Source organism: Cedecea sp. P7760, assembly GCF_013386425.1.
In the GTDB taxonomy this organism is placed as follows: domain Bacteria; phylum Pseudomonadota; class Gammaproteobacteria; order Enterobacterales; family Enterobacteriaceae; genus Cedecea; species Cedecea selenatireducens.
Genome location: NZ_JACARU010000065.1, coordinates 18,238 through 39,692 on the forward strand (window position 1 = coordinate 18,238; position 21,455 = coordinate 39,692).

Sequence of the window (21,455 nt, forward strand, 5' to 3'; positions counted from 1 at the left end):
TTCACGAGGCCATATGGAAAAGCAAAACTATAATCACCTGACCCGAACCTTCCAGCGTCTGTCCCGTTTTGATCACCTGTCTGCCATTGCAGGCTGGGATATGTCCACCATGATGCCGGCCAACGGCAGTCAGGCTCGCGGCGAGGCCCTCGCTGAACTTAGCGTGCTTAAGCACCAGATCCTGACCGACAAGAAAATTGCCACCCTGCTACAGGCCGCCGCTCAGGAAGATCTTAATGACGTTGAGCGCGCCAACCTGCGCGAAATGACCCGCCATTATCAGGAAGCCGTGCTGCTGCCTGACGCGCTGGTGGAAGAAAAGTCGCTGGTCGGCACCCGCTGTGAACACGGCTGGCGCACCCAGCGCCCGGCCAACGACTGGCAGAGTTTCTCCACGAACCTGAAAGAAGTGGTTCGCGTTAGTCGCGAAGAAGCTCGCCTGCGTGCGGAGGCCAAAGGTATTTCCCGCTACGATGCGCTGCTGGATATCTACGAGCCGGGCATGACCAGCGCCAAGCTCGACGTATTGTTTGGCGATCTGCGTGACTGGCTGCCGGACCTGCTACAGAAGGTCGTCGACAAGCAGTCCAAAGAAAAAACGCTGACCCCGCAGGGGCCTTTTGCCACCGAAACTCAACGTCAACTGGGCCTTGATACCATGGCGCTGCTGGGCTTTGACTTCAACGGCGGGCGTCTGGACGTCAGCGCGCACCCGTTCTGCGGCGGCGTGCCTGAAGACGTGCGTATCACCACGCGCTATAACGAAGAAGAGTTGTTCAGCTCGCTGTTTGGCGTGATTCACGAAACCGGCCACGCGCGCTACGAGCAAAACCTGCCGCGTGAATGGCTGGGCCAGCCGGTTTCCCTTGCCCGTTCTACCGCCATCCATGAATCGCAGAGCCTGTTCTTTGAAATGCAGCTTGGCCGCAGCGCGCCTTTCCTGAAGCTGCTTCTGCCGAAGGTTATTGAGCGTTTTGGTCCGCAGCCGGCGTTTGAGCTAAACAACTTTATCAACGTTAACCAGCAGGTTGAGCGTGGCTATATTCGCGTTGATGCTGATGAGGTGAGCTACCCGGCGCACGTTGTTCTGCGCTATGAGATTGAACGGGCGCTTATCGACGGCGATATCGAAGTCGACGACATCCCTGCGCTGTGGAATGAGAAAATGCAGTCCTGGCTCGGCCTGTCCACCGAAGGCAACTACCGCAACGGCTGCATGCAGGATATTCACTGGACTGACGGCGCTTTCGGCTACTTCCCGTCTTATACGCTCGGCGCGATGTACGCGGCCCAGCTGTTCAGCGCGGCTTCACGGGCGCTGCCAAACCTGGAGCAGGAGATAGCCGGGGGGAATTTCGGCGCATTATTTGACTGGTTAAAACAAAATATCTGGCAGCACGGCAGCCGTTTCACCACCTCACAGCTGATAACCAATGCTACCGGAGAAGACCTTAACCCATTGTATTTCCGCAAACATTTAGAGTCTCGCTACCTGTAAACCTCTCACGCCGGGTCGTCCGTACCCGGCGTTGTACATTACGTTACACGCCGATACCAATCACTCACTGAAGACTTTGATCCACAAGCCTATAGTTCATTTCAACGGCCCCGCAGTGGGGTTGACACACAAACAAATTCGAGGATGTCGAAATGAAAAAAGTATTAGCTCTGGTTGTTGCCGCTGCTATGGGTCTGTCTTCTGCTGCTTTCGCTGCTGACACTACCGCTACCGCGCCAGCTGCTGCTCCAGCAACCACCGCTGCTGCACCTGCTGCTAAAGCTCCAGCTGCAAAAGTAACTCATCATAAAAAACACAAAAAAGCTGCCGCTCAGAAAGCTCAGGCTGCTAAAAAGCACCACAAAAAAGCCGCTAAGCCAGCGACCGAGCAGAAAGCTCAGGCTGCCAAAAAGCACCACAAAAAAGCAACCAAACCAGCTGCTCAGAAAGCCCAGGCTGCTAAAAAACACCACAAAAAAGCAGTAAAACCAGCTGCTCAGAAAGCTCAGGCTGCTAAAAAACACGTGAAAAAACATCACAAAGCCGCTGCTAAACCAGCTGCACAGCCAGCAGCATAAGCCAGACGGGGTAACCCGTTAGCTTAAAGCGTTTACAAAGACACCCGGCTTGCCGGGTGTTTTCTTAGGAATAAGGCACAGCCTTTAGTACGTACTTATTTCTGGAGTGCGGATAATGTTGCGACGCTACAGTTTCGAGTTAATCCTCGCCCTGCTGATCATCTGCGGTATTATTACGCTGAGCTTTTGGCTCTGATAGCGTAGTCTGCTGTTTTCACTCCCACTTTCGGCCCGTTCCGACTATAGTTACTGCATCTATAAAAACCATAATTATTAGCCCCTTCAGAGAAAGCTATGCGCAAAAGTGTTGTGTTGTTTTTAGGAGCTTTGATCCTTTTACCTCAACTCGGTCATGCGGATGATGACGATAGCCCGGCTAACGTTAAAACGCTGTTCTTCGGTAAAGATGACCGTGTTCGCGTCACCAATCCTCAGGATGCCCCCTGGGATGCCATCGGCCAGCTGGAAACCGCCAGCGGCAATTTATGCACTGCCACCCTTATTTCGCCGCACCTGGCCTTGACCGCCGGGCACTGCCTGTTACAGCCGCCTCGTGGCAAAGCCGACAAGGCTATCGCGCTGCGCTTTATTTCCCATAAAGGGCAATGGCGCTATGAGATCCATGACATTGAAGGCCGGGTGGATAAATCACTGGGCCACCGTCTTAAGCCGGACGGCGACGGCTGGCTTGTGCCGTCTAACGCGGCGCCTTATGACTTTGGCCTGATTATTATTCGTAATCCGCCGTCAGGCATCACGCCGTTGCCGCTTTTTAACGGCGACAAAGACGCGCTGACCGAAGCGTTAAAGGCACAGGATCGCAAAGTCACGCAATCCGGCTACCCGCTGGATCACCTGGACGACCTGTATACCCATAACAACTGCCTGGTCACGGGCTGGGCACAGGCTTCCGTGCTGTCGCACCAGTGCGATACCCTGCCCGGCGACAGCGGCTCCCCGCTGCTGTTGAAAACGGACCAGGGCTGGCAGCTAATTGCGGTGCAAAGTTCAGCCCCGGCGGCAAAAGATCGTTACCGGGCAGATAACCGTGCGATTTCTGTCACCGGCTTTCGCGACAGGCTGGAAGCGCTGGCCCAGTAAGCGTTATACCTGATGCCGCTGACGCAGCGATAAAACTGCGTCCAGCGGCACCGGCTGGCTAAAGTAGTACCCCTGCAGCCGGTCACATCCCGCAAGGCACAGCAGCTTAAGCTGATATTCGTTTTCCACCCCTTCTGCCGTGACCGCCATGCCCAGCGCGCTGGCAATGCGCACCGTGCCGCTGACCAGCGCCAGCGCTTGCTCATCGCTGTCCACCAGCCCGGCCAGGGATTTGTCTATTTTGATGGTGTCGAAATTAAAGCGGCGCAGATAGCCAATGCTCGAATAGCCGTTGCCGAAGTCGTCGAGCGCCACCGCCATCCCCTGAGATTTAAGATTACGGATGGCCGCCAGCGCACGTTCCGGGTTTTCCAGCACGTAGCCTTCGGTGACCTCAAGCTCCAGCCGCTGCGCCGAAAACTGCGTATCCTGCAATACCCGGGCAACCTTATCTTCAAACTCCGGATCGCGGAACTGCGCCGGAGAGATGTTCACCGACAGCCGTAAATCCTCATAAGGTTCTAAATCCCGGCACGCGCGACGAAGCACAAACTGCCCCAGGGCGTAAATCAGGCCGCTGGTTTCGGCCACGGTGATAAACTCATCCGGGAACAGTTCGCCTTCCGGGCGACGTGGCCAGCGCACCAGCGCTTCAACGCCGGTCATCACCTGGCTACGCGCATCAATAATGGGTTGATACCAGACCTCAAACTCATCCCGCGCAAGGCCCGCACGGATATCATTTTCGATAATCAACCGACGTTCGCGCACGTTGTTTAGCGCCGCATCATAGTAGGTGGTGCGCCCTTTACCGGTAATTTTAGAATGGTACATGGCGATATCGGCGCGACGGAAAAGCTCAGAGCTGCTGCAGTCCACCAGCGACCCGGAAGCAATACCGATGCTGGCGCTGATGTGGATGGTGCTTTCCCCCACGGGGATCGGCTGGCTAAGATAATCCAGCACCGACCCGGCAAAGGCCGAAGAGTGTTCCCCGGCGTGCTCTCCGCCGAGCATCATGGCAAATTCATCTCCACCCATACGAACCAGCATGCCGTTTTCCGGTACCCTGTCGCGAAGCTCATGAGCAATGGTGACGATAAGCTTGTCACCAATGTCGTGCCCGTAGATATCGTTCACGTCCTTAAAGCCGTCGAGATCGATAAACACCACGCTTTTCTCATCGGTATCACCGCGCTTACTGATGGTTTCCAGCCGCTCGATCAACGCCCGGCGGTTAGGCAAATGGCTGAGCCAGTCGGTCAGCGCGATAGTTCTGGCCTGCTTTTCGCCACGAGCAAGCTTGTACAACCCCAGGCTGCTGATGGCGATAAATAGCAGAATCAATACTGCTGCAAGCACGGCAATGCGCATAATGTCGGCCGACGCCGCTTGTGCCGCCTCCGCGCCCGGCAGCCTTGGCCGCCAGCTCAGGTAGCCCAGCGTCTCGCCTGACGTACTGTTTAACGGTACGCTGGCCGACGTCGACGGGCCGGGCATTAAGCGCAGATTTTCAATCTGAAACGTGTTACCCAGCTCTTTAAGCATGCCGCTATTAATCTGGCGGCCAATCACCAGATAACGCCGCGTGGCGTCGCGCACCTGAAGCCGTCCCAGCATCGGGCGAATCAGGCCAATGCCGATAAACGACACGCCGTATTCTGTCTGGGTGATACCGGCGAAAATCTTTTTATCGTCCCTCAGCGTTTGAGCATTCTGATGAACCAGAGCTTCAAAACCCTTACCCAGCTGGCTGATATCCCGCCCCGCCACTCGCTGGCCGCGAAAAGAACCCCAGAGGATGTTGAAGCTCTCATCCAGGACGTAAACGCCGTCATAAAGGTTATTGATTTTGTAGCCCGCGCCCCAGGTGTTATACAGCCAGTTCACGTCCAGTACCGGGCGATAAACCTGATTCACGGCGTCATCCCAGACGGCGTTGTCTATCACCAACGCCCACACGCGGTTTACCGAGGTCTGAATTGCCCCCTGCACCGACAGCGCGCTGCGGTGTTCATCTATCTCATTGGTTTTGCTGCTGATAAGGTGAAGTGACAGGTAGAGTAGCGCGAGGGTAGAAACGATCAGCCCGATCCCTGCCATAAAAACCATGGCAAACAGGGTTCCGGCAACGGGCGTACTTTTCCAGCTAAGAGGATTACGCAATTTCATCTCTCTTCTCAGTGAAATAATATGGAGATTTCCGGCTTTTTAATTTAGAGAATTTCTATTGCCGTTAAATAAGCGTAATACACCTTGAGGAAAGCGCTGCCCGATAATTAACGGGCAGCGTGATAGATCAGGCAATTTTGATAATAATCATCCCGACCAGCAGTAAAGCAAGGCCAACCCAACCTTTGCGGTTGAGGCGCTGGCCGAAGAGGATCCAGCCCGCCGCCACGGTCGCGGCAATACCAAAGCCGCCCCACAGCGCGTAAGCCACGGATAATTCGATGCCTTTAACCGCCTGTGCCAGGGCACTGAATGCTGCCAGAACCGCCAGCAGAGACAGGACGCCGTACAGCGGGCGACGGAAACCGTCCGAATGTTTTAATAATATATTGGCGGCGATTTCCAGAACGATTGCCAGCAGCAGCCACAGAGCGTGAACCCACTCAAACGACGGCATGATGATCCCCCTTCTCTGACGTCACCGGACGAGATTTTTTCGCTCGCGTACCCGATTTAATCAGCGCAATACCGACAACCAGCGTGGTCAGGCCGAGTATTTTCAGCGGAGAAATGGACTCATCAAACAGCAGAACGCTGAATAAGGTAATAAACAGAATACCAATCCCTTCCCACATGGCATAGGCCACGCCAAGGGCGATTTTTTTCACCGAAAACGACAGTAAAATATAAGAAAGCGCGATCATGACCAGCATGAAAATATAACCTGTGTTATTTTCGCTGACGCTTGACCATTTCATGGATAAGGTGCCGGTAATTTCGGCGACGATAGCTAATCCCAGTAAAATCCAGTAAATCATGATTTCTCTCCTGACAGAGAAAATAGTGCTGCACAAAGCCTGCAAGACACGTCAAACGACGAGCAAGGGCAAATTAAAAAACCAGAAAAATTGTCAGAAGAAAGGGACTAAAGCGCGTTGCGCCAGTGCTGCTCACCAGAGAGTGAAGAAGTAGAAGTGATAAAAATAGAATGCTGATTTAATGAAGTGCTGAACATATTGTCCATAATATTTCCAACTTATCCGCGTTGTTGCTTCTCGTCAGTTGCGGATAGAAAATTGTCCTCGGTAGTTAAACACGCCGATTTTATACCATAATTCGGTATGTTAGCGCCTGACATTTACACTCCTTTACGCTGCGCATCGCCCATGCCGTAATGTATTAAACTGTTTTCAACGGTTAAAATAGCGTAATTAATGGATGAACTTTTTACTGGCGGTGTATTATTTTTTTTGCCCCGTCACACTGGAGAATCAGCAACAATGGCAAAACCGATCATTACTCTCAAGGCGTTGAAGGCCGTGATTATGCTGGGCATGCTGGTCATTATTCTGGTGGGAATAAAAGCCGCAGCGGATATCATCGTGCCTTTTATTCTGGCACTGTTTATTGCCGTTATTCTTAACCCGCTGATTCGTCGCCTCGAACGACTGCGGGTGCCACGCGTACTGGCAATTAGCCTCGTTATCGTGGTGATTATTCTGAGCATGGTACTGCTGCTGGCCTATCTTGGCACCTCGCTTAACGAGCTGGCGAGAACCCTGCCGCAATATCGTTCTTCGCTGGTGGTGCCGTTAAAGACGATTGAGCCCTGGTTGCAGCGCGTGGGGATCTCAGTTTCCGTCGACGAATTAATGAAGTATGTCGATCCTAACGCCCTGATGACGCTGGTGACCAGCCTGCTGACCCAGCTTTCCAACGCGATGTCTTCCATCTTCCTGCTGCTGCTCACCGTGGTGTTTATGCTGATTGAAGTCCCTCAACTGCCGCGCAAACTGCAGCAGCTGATGTCTCGCCCCGAAGAAGGGATGGGCGCCATTCAGCGAGCGCTGGACAGCGTCAGCCATTATTTGGTGCTGAAAACGGCGATCAGCATCGTAACCGGGCTGGTGGTCTGGGGCATGCTCGCCGCGCTCGACGTTCGTTTTGCCTTTATCTGGGGTCTGCTGGCCTTTGCGCTGAACTACATTCCAAACATCGGCTCAGTGCTGGCCGCTATCCCGCCCGTGGTGCAGGTCCTGGTATTTAGCGGACTGTATGAAACCCTGATCGTCGTGGCGGGTTATCTGCTGATTAACCTGGTGTTCGGCAACATTCTCGAGCCGCGAATGATGGGCCGCGGGCTCGGGCTGTCGACGCTGGTGGTGTTTCTGTCGTTAATCTTCTGGGGCTGGCTGCTCGGCCCGGTGGGAATGCTGCTTTCCGTTCCGCTGACCATTGCGGTGAAAATTGCGCTTGAGCAAACGGAAGGCGGCAAGAGTATTGCGGTGCTGCTGAGTGATATGAGTAAGTCTTGAAGGTTGTGACCCTCACCCCGGCCCTCTCCCAAAGGGAGAGGGGGAAAACAGACGATGGGGAACATTGTTTGTTCCCTCTCCCAGAGGGAGAGGGGGAAAACAGCCAACGTGAAACATTGTTTATTCCCTCTCCCTCTGGGAGAGGGTTAGGGTGAGGGTAAAAACTACTCCGGATCTAACTCAAAACGCTCCGCAATATACCCCAGCGCCTGAGACACCCCATCCGCACTGATGGTATGCACCACGCCCGGCTCAAACAGCGTTTCGACCTCTGCCCCGGCCTCCGTCAGCGCAGCGGCCGCCGCTTCACTTTCAGACCACGGAATAACCTGGTCGGCCATACCGTGAATCAGCAACGCCGATGCATCTGCCGCGACTTGATACGGTTTTGGCGACGCCAGACGTCCTGAAAATGCTACCACGCCCGCCAGTGGGAACCGGGAAGTGGCCAGCACATCCAGAGCCATGATAGAACCTTGCGAAAAACCGAGCAGGATGACCTGATCTTTACCCGGCGTCACATCATGTTGTTCAAAAATCGCCTGCAGCTTAGCGTCAAACGCGGCGCGGGCGTCAACCACTCGCTGCGGCCGGTTCTGCTCGGTAACGTCCGCAAGGCTGAACCACTGCCAGGCATCGCCGCCGCCGTCAAACGGCTCGCTGCCGTTCGGTGAGGCGAATAATACTTCCGGCATCACCTGCTGAACGAAGAGCCCCAGCCCTTCCAGATCCGCCCCTGAACTTCCTACGCCGTGCAACATAACGATCAGTTTTTTCATGTCCCTGCCTTCTGCTAAAACCGGTATTGACTGCTTCTCAGGCGCTTACCTTATCCTGGTCACACCCCACGGAACAAGTAAACCGCAGCTAACCGGGTGCCAGAACCGCACTTGCCTTTGAGCAACTGCTCAAGTATATTTCGCGCTTGAGCAACCGCTCAAATTTGTTCTTTTTAGAGGCATTAACCATGCGCTTCACTAATCGCTGGCTGATTCTGGCGATCCTGACCAGCACCCTGTTTCTTATCATTATTGATATGACGGTGCTCTATACCGCGCTGCCGCGCCTCACCCAGGCTTTAAACGCAACCGCGTCAGAAAAGCTGTGGATCATTAACGCCTATCCGCTTGTGGCGGCGGGCCTCCTGCCGGGCGCGGGAATGCTGAGCGATCGTCTCGGCCACAAACTGATGTTTATGTCCGGGCTGCCGGTTTTCGGCATAGCTTCGCTTTGCGCGGCTTATTCGCCCACGGCCGAGCTGCTGATCGCTTCACGCGTATTTCTGGCTATTGGCGCAACCATGATGATGCCCGCCACGCTTGCCATCGTGCGTCAGGTCTTTACCAACGAACGCGAGCGCGCGCTGGCTATCGGCATCTGGTCTGCCGTCGCCTCGGCGGCTGCCGCGCTTGGCCCGGTTATCGGCGGCGTGCTGCTGGAATACTTCTGGTGGGGCTCGGTCTTCCTCATCAACGTGCCGGTCGTGTTGCTGGTTATCGTCTTTGCCTGGTTCCTGATCCCACGTGACGCCGGGAACGCGAGCCGCCCGTGCGATTTCACCGCTTCGCTGCTGATTATGCTTGGCCTGGTGGGCGTAATTTATGCCCTGAAGGAACTCAGCAAAATGGACGCCTCGCTGCTTATCGCGGTGGGTTCCCTGCTGGCTGGCGTGGTATTTTTAACGCTGTTTGTTCGCCGCCAGCAGCGTTCGGCGCAGCCGATGATCGACTTCTCTCTGTTCCGTAACCGCATGTTTGCCAGCGGCATTAGCGTGGCGATTATCACCATGATCGCGTTAACGGGCATTGAGCTGGTGCTGACCCAGCGCCTGCAGCTCGTTCTGGGCCTGACGCCGCTTTTAGCGGGACTGTCAATTTTACCCATCCCGATTGGCTCCGCCCTTGCCTCACCGCTGGCGGGCGTCATGCTGCCGCGCTGGGGAGGTGCAAAATTAATGGTCTTTGGCCTGCTGGTCACGACGATTGGCATGAGCGGCATGGCTTTGCTGGCCGATTACAGCCTGACGCCGCAGCTCGGCGCGCTGTTTGTCATCGGGCTTGGGCTTGGCGTGGCGTTTACCGCCGCTTCGACCTCAATCATGCTCAACGCGCCGGAAGAGAAAGCCGGCATGGTCGCCGCGATTGAAGACGTGTCCTGGGAAATGGGCGGCGTGCTCGGCGTCACCCTGCTGGGCGGCCTGATGACCGCGGTCTACAGCGCAAGCCTGGTGCTGCCGGAAGGGTTAGTCGCCGGGAACAGCGCCTACGACAGCCTCGATGAAGCATTGCATCTTGCAGGCTCAATGAGCACGGCGAGCGCCCAAATGCTGACGGAGCTGGCGCGTATCGCGTTCAGCCAGGCCTATCTCACCGTGGTTATCTGCGCTGCGGTCCTGGTCGCGGCGAGTACCTTGGTCTTGAAATATGTGCTGCGTCAGTCAGGAAAGCAATCCAGCCAGATCGCTAAAAGCTGATAAGATGCCCCGCTAGCGTTCAGATAACCGTGGATACGTCATGAAAGAAGCACCGGACACGCTGAGAAGCAAAATCCTGAGCGGGGCCATTGAGCTGTTCATTGAGAAAGGCATCGAGAAAGTCACCACCCGCGAACTCACCGAGCGGGTGGGCATCTCGCGCAGCCATATCTATCACTACTTTCGCGACTGGCAAACGCTGTGCATCGAGGCGATGACCGAGTTTTTAATGGCCGACCTGCACAGGTTTACCGCTGAGACCGACTCGCTTTCCCCAGCAGATAAACTGCAGCGGCTGATCCACACCTATCTTCCTCATGCTCCGGACGCGGTCTGGCAGCTCTACGGCACACTCTGGCACCAGGCGGCACACAGTACCCTCTGGGCCGAACTGGCGCTGGTGATGACGCAGAAATGGGAAAAAGTGCTGGCCGATATCGTCGATGACGGTATTGCCGCCGGGGTGTTTAAAGCGGTGGATGCGGCAAGAATTACGCGCCAGTTTAGCGCCCTGCTAAACGGCTATGCCGACAAACTGCTGGTCGCCTCAGCGCCCGCCGACAGGCAGCTGGCGCTGGACGATATTGACGATTTTATCCGCCTGCTGCTTCGCGCGGGCTAAATCGCTATCCTGCGGCTTATCTCTACCACCCGATCGCCTGGCAGACGATAATAATGCGTCACGTGCGTGGCGTTTCTCACCATAAAGGCAAAGCACTTCCGCTGCCAGCTCGCCATGCCCTGCCCGTCCTCACGGGCAACAATGGTTTCGTGCCCAAGGTAATACGTTACGTCCTCAACGCTAAAGTCGCAGGCCATTTCCCCTAACCTCGACATCAGCTCCGGAATGTCCGGGCGCTCCATAAAACCGTACTGGGCGATGCCGCGCCAGTAGCCCGCCGCCTGTTCCACGATTACAAGCCTTTCACCCGCCGGCACGCGCGGCACGTTCATGATTGAAATCGTCAGCGACAGCACCTGCTGCTGTAGCGCGTGGTTGCGGGCCACGTGCCAGCGCATCACCGGGGGAATGCCGTTACGGGTTTTGGTCAGGAACACCGCCGAGCCCTGCACGCGCGGCACCTTACGCTCTTTTAGTGCGGCAAAGAACGTGTTCACGTCGATAACTTTTTCGTTCACCGCGTTGGACGCCGCTGCCGCGCCACGGTGCCAGACCAGCATCGTCGTGCAGACCACCGCCGCCAGCAGCAGCGGAATATAACCGCCTTCCAGGACTTTGATCAGGTTCGCTATCAGGAAGCAGGTATCGACAATTAAAAAGCCCCCCGCCACCAGCGCGCTGGTCAGCCGCCGCCACTGCCAGATATGGCGCATCGCGACATACAGCAGCCCGGAGGTCATCAGCATGGTGAGGGAAACGGCAATCCCGTAGGCAGCCGCCAGATTTTCAGAGGACTTAAAGAACACCGTCAGGAACAGCGTAACGCCCATCAAAAGCCAGTTGATTGTGCCGATATAAATTTGCCCGTAGCTCTCCGCTGCCGTCTGGCGAATACGCAGGCGCGGCAGCCAGCCCAGCTGTATTGCCTGCCGGGTCATCGAAAATGCCCCGGTGATAATCGCCTGGCTGGCAATAATCGTGGCCAGCGTGGCCAGAATCACCAGCGGGATCAGCAACACAGGTGGGCAAAGGCGGAAGAAGATATTCTGGGTGATATCGGCCCCGGAAAGGATCAGCGCCGACTGCCCGGCATAGTTGAGCAGCAGGCTCGGAAACACCACGCCGTACCACGCCAGCCAGATAGGCTTTTTGCCAAAATGCCCCATGTCGGCATACAGCGCCTCCGCCCCGGTAACGCACAGAAACACGCCGCCCAGCACCATAAAGCTGACAAAACCATTGGAGACGAGAAACTGCAGGCCGTACCACGGATTGATAGCCAGCAGCACGGCAGGATGCTGCGCGATGCCCCAAATCCCCAGCCCGGCGATAGAAATAAACCACAGCGCCATAATCGGCCCGAAGACTTTGCCGATCTTCGCCGTCCCGAAAGGCTGTACGGCAAACAGCAGCACCAGAATGGTCACCGCAATCGGCAGCACCCAGGTTTCTGCCTCCGGCAGGATCATGTTCAGCCCTTCGATTGCGGAGAGCACCGAAATCGCCGGCGTAATCGCCCCGTCGCCATAAATCAGCGCCGCCCCTAACAAAGCCGCCAACACCACCCAGCGTGAGCCTTTATCTCGAGCCACCAGCAGCGACATCAGCGCCATGATCCCGCCCTCGCCGTGGTTGTCGATGCGCATGGCGAACATCGCATACTTCACCGAGGTAATAAGGATAAGCGTCCAGATAATCAGCGACAGCAGCCCCAATATCACCGACGGGGTTGGGTTGTTCCCGGAAAGCAGCAGTACCGTTTTCAGGGTATAAAGCGGGCTGGTGCCGATATCGCCGAACACCACGCCGAGCGCGCTCCCGGCGAGAATAAACTGATGCGGCGCTGTCCCGGAGGCTTCCGCGCCGGCCGTCTGCGGCTGGTTTGTCATGCACAATCCTTTCGGTGATTTTTCTGGCAGTTGCCATGACAAAGTATAGAGGTGGATAAAAAACTTCAGATAAACAGCGGCAAATAAAAAAGGCCCAACGGTTCCCCGCCAGGCCAAAAGGTACTCCACATTAAAACTCTTTTTAATTAAAGACCATCCCGCCGTCGATAAGCAGCGACTGGCCGGTCATATAGTTGGAGTCGGCGCTGGCCAGGTAAGACACGCAGGCGGCGACGTCTTCTGGTTCAGACAGACGGCCCAGGGTGATGCGTTTTGCGAACTCGGCGGTGCCGTAGCCCAGCGGTTTGCCTGCAGCTTCGGAGACCTGGCGGTCGATTTCAGCCCACATCGGGGTTTTAACGATCCCCGGGCAGTAGCCGTTAACGGTAATACCGAGCGGAGCCAGGTCACGGGCGGCGGTTTGGGTCAGGCCGCGAACGGCAAATTTGCTGGAGCTGTAAACGGCCAGTTCCGGGTTGCCCACGTGCCCTGCCTGGGAACAGGCGTTAATGATTTTCCCGCCGTGGCCTTCCGCTTTGAAGGCCTTAACCGCCGCCTGAATGCCCCAAATCACGCCCTTCACGTTGATGTTGTAAACCTTGTCGACGATTTCCGGGGTAATGTCTTCGATCGGCGTAGAAGGCGCCACGCCCGCGTTATTCACGATAACGTCAAACCCACCCAGTCCTTTACGGGCAGCTTCAACGGCGGCAAACACCTGGTCGCGGTCGGAAACGTCTGCGGTCACTTCCAGCGCGCGGCCACCGTTGCGGTTAATTTCGTCCGCCACTTCTTTGGCTGTTTTCGCGTTAAAGTCAGCCACGGCGACGGCAAAACCGTCTTTGGCCAGACGCAGCGCGATAGCTTTACCGATCCCCTGACCGGCACCGGTAACCAATGCTACTTTTTTCATCACAATATCCTTCTGTCATTTAAAGAATTTGGCTGAGATGCAGCTGACTCATCAGCAGATGGTTGTCGCTGTAATCAACCGGAATCGCTACCACCGCCGGGCCGTTAACGTCCATTGCGGCGCGTAAAGTCGGCTCCAGCGCCTCGGCGCTTTCCACCGCAAAGCCTCGTGCGCCAAAGGCGTCCGCGTAAGCTTTGAAATCCACCGGCCCGAAGTTAACGCCCGACAGGCGCTGGTATTTTTTCTCTTCCTGAATCGCCACCATGTTGTAGGCGTTGTCCACCCAGATGATGTGCAGCACGTTTGCCCCCAGGCGCACCGCCGTTTCAAGCTCCATGCTGGACTGCAGGAAACCGCCGTCGCCGGAAACCGAAACCACCTTGCGGCCGGGGTTCACCAGCCAGGCACCGATGGCCCACGGCAGCGCCACGCCCATGGTTTGCTGGCCGTTAGAAATCATTAACTGACGGGCACGGAAGCTATACAGGTAACGGGCGATCCAGATATGGAAGCTGCCCATGTCGACGGTTAAGGTCACGTCGTCGTTCACGATGTCCTGCATCGCACGCACGATACGCAGAGGGTGCAGCGCAAACTGGTTTAGCTGTGCGCCACGGCGGCTCAACAGCTCGCGCTGATGCTGCCTGTCGACAAGAATTTCGGACGCCCGCGGGCTAAGAATCAGCGGTTTATCGATGCGAGCGGTGAGTTTGTCCAGCGTGCTGGCAATATCGCCCACCAGCTCAACGTCCGGCACGTAATTACGTTCTTCATAGGCGGGCAACACGTCGATATGCACCAGCGTGGCATCGCCGGTATTCCACATCGCCGGCTCATATTCTACCGGGCTATAGCCGATACAAATCACCAGGTCGGCAAGCTGCAGCAGTCGGTCACCGGCCTGATTGTTAAACAGCCCTACACGCCCGGCGAAGCGAGCAAAGTGCTGCTGATTCACCGCGCCAGCGGCCTGGTAGGTGCTGGTCACCGGGATATGGCTTTTTTCCAGCAGATGGAACAGCGCGGCGCTGTTTTCGTCCTGGCTTGCCATCAGGCCCAGCAGGAAAATCGGGTTTTTAGCGCCAGCGATAAGCTTCGCAACTTCTGCAATGCCGGCATCAGGCGCGGCACCGGCTTTAACTGAGCCGTTAGCAGGCAGGATATTGCCGGTTGCCGGGCCGTCGCTGATGTCCTGCGGCAGGCTGACAAAGGCGCTGCCGGGGCGACCGTGCTCGGCGGCGCGGAAAGCATTCGACACCACCTCAGCAATCGCATCCGAAGAAGAAACCTCTACCGAATATTTGGTGACCGGGCTGAACATCGCCACCGTGTCCATGCTTTGATGCACCAGCTTGGCTTTATCCGAACGTTTCACCGCCCCACCCAGCGCCACAACCGGGTCGCCTTCGCTGTTGGCGGTCGCCATGCCGGTAATCAGGTTTGAACAGCCAGGGCCGGACGTCACCAGCGCAACGCCCGCTTTTCCGGTGATGCGCCCAACCGCCGCGGCCATAAAGGCGGCGTTGGCCTCATGGCGCACCGGAATAAGCTCAATCGGCGAATCATTCAGTGAGTCAAAAACCTTATCAATCTTCGCCCCGGGGATCCCAAAGACGTGCTTCACGCCCTGCGCTTCCAACTGGCCGACCACCATGTCTGCGCCATGCGCCCACTGACGCAAAGGTTTTTTATTATTCATTGCTCACATCTCCTTCAGGGAACGCTAGTTTTCGACCGCACGAATCGCGGCGTCGAGATTTTCGGGGTGCAGGTTGGCGTTAAGAAATGCCTTGTCTGCGGGGAGGTCGATCATCAGTTTGTGGATCTCGCCGAAGGTCAGCACGCCATGCTCCAGCTGATAATCGAGCAGATGCCCGCCGCCCTGGCGGTCATCGGTAATAAAGTGTTCGTGATAGCCCGCGACGTTAATGCCCTGCATATGCTGCGGCGTGCGGAACCCTACCAGGACGCCTTCCCGACCGTTAAAACGGAACACCGGCTGGTCGTCCAGCACGTCCGTCATGGCGCGATAAGGTGGCTTCTGGCGAGGAACCGTGCGGGTGTGGGCATGGCGGAAGTGACCGTCGATGCGCAGCGCACAAAACAGGTTATCGGAAGGGATTTTTGCATCGATAATCTCGTGCAGCTTCTGGCGGCTGGTGGTGCTGTCAATCTGCAGGCGGTGCTGCGGCTTAAACCAGGTCATCACCGCAAACGGCGTTTTCTGCTGCGGGCTGGCCGCCCTGGCGCTGCCGTCTGAACGTAGCTGGTAAACCTGACTATTAAAGGCGATCATCTCGCCGTCCAGCTCGTTAAACGTCCCCAGGCCAAAGTCACCGCGCTTCAGCAGGTCGGCCATGGTGGTTTCTCCTTCATAGACGCCGCTCAGCAGAGCGCTCATCAATGAAGTCTGATATATCATATTTTCTTTATTGGCTTTGCCGAAGGTCTCGACCATTTCCAATAGACTTTCTTCACAGGAACATAGAGTTAGATCGCTCATGGCGCCCGCCCTCTCTTGCTAAAGGTTAAGAAACATTAATTAAATGTTGACGTGATCAAGCTCACAGTTCCAATATAAAAGCCCTTCTGGTTTGAGACGTTTTTGATATGGAACTTCGCTATCTCCGCTACTTCGTCGCCGTCGCGCAGACGCACAACTTCACCCGAGCCGCCGAATTATTGGGTATTTCCCAGCCTCCACTTAGCCAGCAAATTCAAAGACTTGAACGTGAAGTAGGCACCCCACTGCTGCATCGCCTAACGCGCGGCGTTGAGCTGACCGATGCCGGAGAAGCGTTTTACCAGGATGCCTGCCAGATTCTGGCCCACAGCGATGCGGCGCTAGAAAAAGCGCGCGGTATTGCACGCGGCATTAACGGCAAGCTGTCGCTGGGTATCGCCAGCTCTAACGCTTTTCATCCGAAGATCTTTTCCCTGCTGCGCCAGTTTCAGGCGCATTACCCTGCCATTGAGCTGCGCCAGCGGGAAACCAATATGGCCGGGTTAATGCAGGAACTGGATGAAGGGTTGCTGGACGTGGCGTTTGTGCGCCTGCCCTGTGAAAGCAGCAAAAGATTCAATCTCAAGCCGATCGCCGAAGAGCCGATGACGATCGCCCTGCATAAAGATCATCCGCTGTCCGGGGAGAGCGAACTCGCGCTACAGGCGCTGGTTGATGTTCCACCGATACTTTTCCCTCAGGAAGTCGCCCCGGGGCTTTATGAATTGATGTACAACGCCTGCCTGCGGGCCGGCATTAACCTGAAGAACGCTCGCCAGGCTTCACAAATCTCCTCCTCTCTGAGCATGGTGGCCGCAGGCTTCGGCTTTGCTTTAGTGCCACAGTCCATGACCTGTATCAGCAGCCCGAACGTGACTTTTCATGCGATTCGCGGTGACCAGGTGAAAACGGACGTCGCCCTCGCCTGGCGGCAGTTTGAACGCTCGCCGTCGGTGAAACGCTTTATACAGCTGTTCGGCCACTAGCGGGTATGACGCTGCTGTTCCTGCCCGCAATGTATGCCATTTGGTTCAAAATTCGCCCGAAAAAGGCCAAAAGCTAACCTATTCCCTCGGCCCGTTGAACCTCTCTGCGGGCCATATTCCAAATCATGAACGGCGCTCATGTTCTAATGAAATTAAATCACTTTTACTAAAACTGTGACTCAGGCATAAAAGATGCAATATTGTTAACAACACGCAAATTGTTAATGACATGCGATATGAACATTACTGACAGGTAAAACCACAGCTAACCAAAGGTTATCTGTGTGAAATCAAGCAGTAGAACAGGCCAAAAAACAGAATTAAGGTGCCGGATTACCATGACTAAAGCGTTTACTTTTACTCTTAAGAGCATTGTTTTTGATGAGAATTACAACCCATCAGGGAATACGCGCATCACAACCAATTTTGCTAACCTGGCCCGCGGCGAGAAGCGTCAGGAGAACCTGCGTAACGCTTTGATCATGATGAATAACCGCTTCAATTCGCTGGCAAGCTGGGACAACCCAACGTCCGATCGCTACGCCGTTGAACTTGAAATTGTTTCCGTTGAGCTGGATATCGAAGGCCAGGGTAAAACCTTCCCGGCGATTGAAATCCTTAAAACACATGTTCTGGATAAAAAAACTAATCAGCGCATCGAAGGTATCGTGGGGAACAACTTCTCTTCCTACGTGCGCGACTACGACTTCAGCGTTCTGCTGCCGGCGTACAACCAGGATCGCGCTGAGTTCAGCATCCCGGAGAACTACGGCGACCTGCACGGGAACCTGTTCAGACACTTCGTCAGCTCGGACACTTACAAAGAAAACTTCAACAAAGCGCCGGTGATTTGCCTGAGCGTATCCAGCAAGAACGTCTACCGTCAGACGGGTAATCGCCACCCGGTGCTCGGCATCGAATACGAGCAGGATGCGTCTTCCCTGACCGATATCTATTTCAACAAAATGGGGCTGAAGGCTCGCTACTTCATGCCGCCAAACAGCGTGGCGCCTTTCGCGTTCTACCACACGGGCGACCTGGTGAATGATTACTCGAATCTCGAGCTTATCAGCACCATCAGCACCATGGAGACGTTCCAGAAGATTTATCGCCCTGAGATTTACAACGCGAATTCCCCGGCCGGGCTGTGCTACCAGCCGAGCCTGAACCACCAGGATCATTCATTTACTCAAATTGTTTACGATCGAGAAGAACGCAGCCGGTTGGCCATCGAACAAGGGAAGTTTACTGAAGAGCACTTCATCAAACCGTACCAAACAATTTTAGAGCAGTGGTCTGCTAACTACCCTCTTTGAGACACCAAATACAAGGTCATCCGCTATGAAAAGATTATTGCCTACGTCCACCGCCGGCAGCCTGCCTAAACCGTCCTGGCTGGCTCAGCCTGAAACGCTGTGGTCGCCGTGGAAACTGCAGGATCAGGAATTAATTGAGGGTAAACAGGACGCCCTGCGCCTGTCGCTGCACGAACAACAGCTGGCCGATATCGATATCGTCAGCGACGGCGAGCAGACTCGTCAGCACTTCGTCACCACCTTCATCGAGCACCTGGACGGCGTGGATTTTGAGAAACGCGAAACCGTGCGCATTCGTAACCGCTACGATGCCAGCGTCCCGACCGTTGTTGGCGCCGTGGCTCGCCAGAAGCCGGTATTTGTGGAAGACGCGAAGTATCTTCGCAAGCTGACCAAACAGCCGATCAAGTGGGCGCTGCCTGGGCCGATGACCATGATCGACACGCTGTATGACAACCACTACAAAAGCCGTGAAAAGCTGGCCTGGGAATTCGCCAAGATCCTGAACCAGGAGGCGAAAGAGCTGGAAGCCGCCGGGGTGGACATCATTCAGTTCGATGAGCCAGCCTTCAACGTGTTCTTCGACGAAGTTAACGAGTGGGGCATTGCCACGCTGGAACGCGCCATCGAAGGCCTGAAGTGCGAAACCGCCGTGCACATCTGCTACGGCTACGGCATCAAAGCCAACACCGACTGGAAAAAGACGCTGGGCTCCGAGTGGCGTCAGTACGAAGAGGCGTTTCCAAAGCTGCAGACTTCGAACATCGATATCATCTCGCTGGAGTGCCACAACTCTCACGTGCCGATGGATCTGCTCGAACTGATCCGTGGCAAGAAAGTGATGGTTGGCGCTATCGACGTGGCAAACCACGCCATTGAGACGCCGGAAGAAGTCGCCAACACGCTGCGTAAAGCGCTGCAGTTCGTCGATGCCGAAAATCTCTACCCTTCCACCAACTGCGGCATGGCTCCGCTGCCGCGTCAGGTAGCCAGAGGCAAACTGCACGCGCTAAGCGCAGGGGCCGAGATCGTTCGCAGAGAGATTCTGGGTAAATAACCGGAAGTTTATGTTGCCAGCCTGGCGGTTGAAAAATCGCCAGGCTTTTTTCGCCCTGCCAGCGCCCTATCCCGCCAATGCCCGCCCTGGCAAGTTATTTAATGCTCCAATACGCAACCCATCAAACTATTCAGACATGTATTATTAATCTGCTAACATGCAGCATTACTCGTATAAATATATTATAAATTAGCTGAGCAAATATTTTAAATATGTTGCATTCTATATTCCACGTTTCATCTTTGAGATTTAAAAAACCAGCCCGCACTAAAATAAGATAAATATCACCCTTATTTTGTTCATGTCAGCACAAAAAATCAGCCAAAAATAATTCAACCCTACAAGACTGCTGTCAAGGCCATTAACGCTACAAATCCGCATAAAATAGCCTCTGTGTTTTATAAGGAATATATTCCCACATCAAAAATAGTGGTTTTGACAAAAAAACAGTACCACTCTAACTTTCTAACTCACTCAGCAATTCTCTCGCCTTTTAGGTTTGCTCTGCCCGCTATTTAATTAGCTGGCTTTTAATGAGGAGTAGAAATATGGCCTGGACCTTTTATCTAACAATAACGAATGCCACGGACAGGGTGCTTGAAGTCGACAGTAGTTCTATCGAATGGGGAACCTGGTACCGGAACTCCGTAGATGACCGGGGCCCCATTAGCATTGAACCTAACGCTACCGTTCAGGCCCTGGGTATCCGTGCGGCCAGGGGAACATGGACGGGGTATGAATGCCACGCGCAATGGAAAGACAAAGTACCTCCCGGGCAAAAAGGCTATGGCGCAGTTTCTCTCATGATCGATGTTCCTTTTAGCGGCTCTAACGACTCAAGCCTGGTTGCAGGCGGAGCCCTGACCACAACCGGATGGACGGATTTACCCGGCGGAGGCCATGACTTTAGTCGTTCTATAACGATCCGAGCCGGGCGAGACAAGAAATTGTTGATACTGGATGAAGGAGTAATCCCGGTGAAAGTACAAAAGACCGATGCTGTCGAGGAAGAATATCGTACCTGGCTGCTTGAGCTGGCGGCAAAAAACCCGGACGTTCGCAACTGGAGCGACGTCGAGAAAGATTTACAGGCCATTGATGATTTCAACCCGCTGCAGTACATCCCTGACGGACCTTACCTGACGAAGCGACTGCTGGCTCGCTCAGAGCCTCTGGTGGTAGAACCCGCGCTTTGGGAAGGTATTGGCGATGTGGATTACCCCACGCCCTATGCGCAAGACCTGTTTATCGACGAATATTTTGCCGTGGCAATTTACAGCGTGGGAAATAACCCGCGTACCTTTATTAACGTTCCTGCTGGCTCAACACGCAGCACCAGTGAGAAAGTTACGGTCACTTCAGCCATTAAAAATGTTCTGACCGTCAACTGGTCACTCAAGACTTCTCTTTCCGAAAAAGCCGCAGACCCTATTACAGGATCAGAAGTGGCTTCCAGTATGGATATGGAATTCGGCGTGACCAATGTGCTGGAAGTAAGCCGTGAATCCGTAACCGAAAAAATCGTAGAAGAGTCCTTCACCGCGCCGCCAGACAGCGATGTACTGATTGTTCCCTGGGTATTTAGCACAGCGGTAGTGATTTATCGCCGCACTAAAAAAGGTAACGTCAGCCTGGTCGCCGTCTCCGAATGGGCGCAAATGCAATTCTTTAAAAGCTACAGAGTACAAACCCTGTTCAAACTTGAATCTGGAGATGCGTCATGAAAACACTCGTTATGGCAGTACTCACCGCTATTCTATTCCAGGGCATGGCCCTGGCGGATACGCAAAACCCGGCATCCGGGGCTTTGCCTGCTAATGAAAAACCACCACTTGTTCAGACAGACGACGAACATAAAGCCAGCAAGGCAAATGCCGATCGTAATGAATGCTGGTCAGCCAGAAATTGTAGCGGCAAGATCCTAAATAATAAGGATGCGCATAACTGCAAAAACTCCGGGGGTAAATCCTGGCGGGGTAAAAACTCCAGCCAATGCACTAATCTTTAATTTATAGATACCGAAGAAACTATC

Annotated in this window: 19 protein-coding genes; 11 read left to right on the forward strand and 8 right to left on the reverse strand. The window is 54.8% G+C overall.

Annotation, left to right across the window (positions count from 1 at the left end):
• Positions 1 to 13: 13 nt before the first annotated feature.
• The 3 genes from HX778_RS20375 to HX778_RS20385 all read left to right on the forward strand — a co-directional run bounded on the left by HX778_RS20375 (position 14) and on the right by HX778_RS20385 (position 3,177).
• Complete coding sequence (locus tag HX778_RS20375; RefSeq protein ID WP_176982890.1) at positions 14 to 1,498, forward strand: carboxypeptidase M32; 1,485 nt, start codon at positions 14 to 16, stop codon at positions 1,496 to 1,498.
• A 152-nt stretch (positions 1,499 to 1,650) separates the two neighbouring features.
• Entirely contained in the window at positions 1,651 to 2,076 is a 426-nt protein-coding gene (gene asr / locus HX778_RS20380; RefSeq protein WP_176982891.1) for an acid resistance repetitive basic protein Asr, read from the forward strand.
• A 294-nt stretch (positions 2,077 to 2,370) separates the two neighbouring features.
• Positions 2,371 to 3,177 carry a serine protease gene (locus tag HX778_RS20385; RefSeq protein WP_038472918.1) on the forward strand — a complete coding sequence of 269 codons (807 nt, stop codon included), beginning with the start codon at positions 2,371 to 2,373 and terminating at the stop codon, positions 3,175 to 3,177.
• Between the two features lie 3 nt (positions 3,178 to 3,180).
• Here HX778_RS20385 and HX778_RS20390 read toward each other — a convergent pair whose 3' ends face one another.
• The 3 genes from HX778_RS20390 to mdtJ all read right to left on the reverse strand — a co-directional run bounded on the left by HX778_RS20390 (position 3,181) and on the right by mdtJ (position 6,170).
• Positions 3,181 to 5,349, reverse strand: coding sequence for a putative bifunctional diguanylate cyclase/phosphodiesterase (locus tag HX778_RS20390; protein WP_370527407.1), 2,169 nt, complete (start codon positions 5,347 to 5,349; stop codon positions 3,181 to 3,183).
• Positions 5,350 to 5,476: 127 nt separating this feature from the next.
• Positions 5,477 to 5,806 (reverse strand): multidrug/spermidine efflux SMR transporter subunit MdtI, encoded by a 330-nt coding sequence (mdtI, locus tag HX778_RS20395; protein WP_038472920.1) that lies wholly within the window; start codon positions 5,804 to 5,806, stop codon positions 5,477 to 5,479.
• Positions 5,793 to 6,170 carry a multidrug/spermidine efflux SMR transporter subunit MdtJ gene (gene mdtJ / locus HX778_RS20400; protein WP_148307293.1) on the reverse strand — a complete coding sequence of 126 codons (378 nt, stop codon included), beginning with the start codon at positions 6,168 to 6,170 and terminating at the stop codon, positions 5,793 to 5,795. The genes mdtI and mdtJ overlap by 14 nt, the downstream gene beginning before the upstream one ends.
• A gap of 459 nt (positions 6,171 to 6,629) precedes the next feature.
• Between mdtJ and HX778_RS20405 the strand changes: the two genes are divergently transcribed.
• On the forward strand, positions 6,630 to 7,664 hold the full coding sequence (locus HX778_RS20405; protein WP_038472926.1) for an AI-2E family transporter: 1,035 nt from the start codon (positions 6,630 to 6,632) through the stop codon (positions 7,662 to 7,664).
• Between the two features lie 164 nt (positions 7,665 to 7,828).
• Here the strand turns inward: HX778_RS20405 and HX778_RS20410 are convergent, their stop codons facing one another.
• On the reverse strand, positions 7,829 to 8,470 hold the full coding sequence (locus HX778_RS20410) for an alpha/beta hydrolase (protein WP_268747105.1): 642 nt from the start codon (positions 8,468 to 8,470) through the stop codon (positions 7,829 to 7,831).
• A 161-nt stretch (positions 8,471 to 8,631) separates the two neighbouring features.
• Between HX778_RS20410 and HX778_RS20415 the strand changes: the two genes are divergently transcribed.
• On the forward strand, positions 8,632 to 10,137 hold the full coding sequence (locus tag HX778_RS20415) for an MFS transporter (RefSeq protein WP_176982892.1): 1,506 nt from the start codon (positions 8,632 to 8,634) through the stop codon (positions 10,135 to 10,137).
• Between the two features lie 40 nt (positions 10,138 to 10,177).
• A complete protein-coding gene (locus tag HX778_RS20420; RefSeq protein ID WP_038472934.1) occupies positions 10,178 to 10,759 on the forward strand; it encodes a TetR/AcrR family transcriptional regulator in 582 nt (193 codons plus the stop codon).
• Here HX778_RS20420 and HX778_RS20425 read toward each other — a convergent pair.
• From HX778_RS20425 to budA, 4 genes are all read right to left on the reverse strand, one after another.
• A complete protein-coding gene (locus HX778_RS20425) occupies positions 10,756 to 12,648 on the reverse strand; it encodes a potassium transporter Kup (RefSeq protein WP_176982893.1) in 1,893 nt (630 codons plus the stop codon). The genes HX778_RS20420 and HX778_RS20425 overlap by 4 nt on opposite strands.
• Before the next feature lie 142 nt (positions 12,649 to 12,790).
• Entirely contained in the window at positions 12,791 to 13,561 is a 771-nt protein-coding gene (locus HX778_RS20430) for a (S)-acetoin forming diacetyl reductase (RefSeq protein ID WP_038472938.1), read from the reverse strand.
• A gap of 19 nt (positions 13,562 to 13,580) precedes the next feature.
• Positions 13,581 to 15,260, reverse strand: coding sequence for an acetolactate synthase AlsS (alsS, locus tag HX778_RS20435; protein WP_038472941.1), 1,680 nt, complete (start codon positions 15,258 to 15,260; stop codon positions 13,581 to 13,583).
• A 24-nt stretch (positions 15,261 to 15,284) separates the two neighbouring features.
• Positions 15,285 to 16,064 (reverse strand): acetolactate decarboxylase, encoded by a 780-nt coding sequence (gene budA, locus HX778_RS20440; RefSeq protein WP_038472943.1) that lies wholly within the window; start codon positions 16,062 to 16,064, stop codon positions 15,285 to 15,287.
• A 107-nt stretch (positions 16,065 to 16,171) separates the two neighbouring features.
• Between budA and HX778_RS20445 the strand changes: the two genes are divergently transcribed.
• The 5 genes from HX778_RS20445 (at position 16,172) to HX778_RS20465 (ending at position 21,431) form a co-directional block, all read left to right on the forward strand.
• Positions 16,172 to 17,050 (forward strand): LysR family transcriptional regulator, encoded by an 879-nt coding sequence (locus HX778_RS20445; protein WP_176982894.1) that lies wholly within the window; start codon positions 16,172 to 16,174, stop codon positions 17,048 to 17,050.
• Between the two features lie 338 nt (positions 17,051 to 17,388).
• A complete protein-coding gene (locus HX778_RS20450) occupies positions 17,389 to 18,366 on the forward strand; it encodes a DUF1852 domain-containing protein (protein ID WP_176982895.1) in 978 nt (325 codons plus the stop codon).
• Between the two features lie 25 nt (positions 18,367 to 18,391).
• A complete protein-coding gene (locus HX778_RS20455) occupies positions 18,392 to 19,423 on the forward strand; it encodes a methionine synthase (RefSeq protein WP_038472952.1) in 1,032 nt (343 codons plus the stop codon).
• Positions 19,424 to 19,971: 548 nt separating this feature from the next.
• Entirely contained in the window at positions 19,972 to 21,147 is a 1,176-nt protein-coding gene (locus tag HX778_RS20460) for a hypothetical protein (RefSeq protein WP_176982896.1), read from the forward strand.
• Positions 21,144 to 21,431, forward strand: coding sequence for a hypothetical protein (locus HX778_RS20465; RefSeq protein WP_176982897.1), 288 nt, complete (start codon positions 21,144 to 21,146; stop codon positions 21,429 to 21,431). The genes HX778_RS20460 and HX778_RS20465 overlap by 4 nt, the downstream gene beginning before the upstream one ends.
• Positions 21,432 to 21,455: the final 24 nt, after the last annotated feature.

Excerpts from the sequence above, each read along its gene's own strand:
- HX778_RS20375 (WP_176982890.1), top strand. The coding sequence starts at position 14 with ATGGAAAAGCAAAACTATAATCACCTGACCCGAACCTTCCAGCGTCTG.
- asr (WP_176982891.1), top strand. The coding sequence starts at position 1,651 with ATGAAAAAAGTATTAGCTCTGGTTGTTGCCGCTGCTATGGGTCTGTCT.
- HX778_RS20385 (WP_038472918.1), top strand. The coding sequence starts at position 2,371 with ATGCGCAAAAGTGTTGTGTTGTTTTTAGGAGCTTTGATCCTTTTACCT.
- HX778_RS20390 (WP_370527407.1), bottom strand. The coding sequence starts at position 5,349 with ATGAAATTGCGTAATCCTCTTAGCTGGAAAAGTACGCCCGTTGCCGGA.
- mdtI (WP_038472920.1), bottom strand. The coding sequence starts at position 5,806 with ATGCCGTCGTTTGAGTGGGTTCACGCTCTGTGGCTGCTGCTGGCAATC.
- HX778_RS20405 (WP_038472926.1), top strand. The coding sequence starts at position 6,630 with ATGGCAAAACCGATCATTACTCTCAAGGCGTTGAAGGCCGTGATTATG.
- HX778_RS20415 (WP_176982892.1), top strand. The coding sequence starts at position 8,632 with ATGCGCTTCACTAATCGCTGGCTGATTCTGGCGATCCTGACCAGCACC.
- HX778_RS20420 (WP_038472934.1), top strand. The coding sequence starts at position 10,178 with ATGAAAGAAGCACCGGACACGCTGAGAAGCAAAATCCTGAGCGGGGCC.
- HX778_RS20425 (WP_176982893.1), bottom strand. The coding sequence starts at position 12,648 with ATGACAAACCAGCCGCAGACGGCCGGCGCGGAAGCCTCCGGGACAGCG.
- HX778_RS20430 (WP_038472938.1), bottom strand. The coding sequence starts at position 13,561 with ATGAAAAAAGTAGCATTGGTTACCGGTGCCGGTCAGGGGATCGGTAAA.
- alsS (WP_038472941.1), bottom strand. The coding sequence starts at position 15,260 with ATGAATAATAAAAAACCTTTGCGTCAGTGGGCGCATGGCGCAGACATG.
- budA (WP_038472943.1), bottom strand. The coding sequence starts at position 16,064 with ATGAGCGATCTAACTCTATGTTCCTGTGAAGAAAGTCTATTGGAAATG.
- HX778_RS20445 (WP_176982894.1), top strand. The coding sequence starts at position 16,172 with ATGGAACTTCGCTATCTCCGCTACTTCGTCGCCGTCGCGCAGACGCAC.
- HX778_RS20450 (WP_176982895.1), top strand. The coding sequence starts at position 17,389 with ATGACTAAAGCGTTTACTTTTACTCTTAAGAGCATTGTTTTTGATGAG.
- HX778_RS20455 (WP_038472952.1), top strand. The coding sequence starts at position 18,392 with ATGAAAAGATTATTGCCTACGTCCACCGCCGGCAGCCTGCCTAAACCG.
- HX778_RS20460 (WP_176982896.1), top strand. The coding sequence starts at position 19,972 with ATGGCCTGGACCTTTTATCTAACAATAACGAATGCCACGGACAGGGTG.
- HX778_RS20465 (WP_176982897.1), top strand. The coding sequence starts at position 21,144 with ATGAAAACACTCGTTATGGCAGTACTCACCGCTATTCTATTCCAGGGC.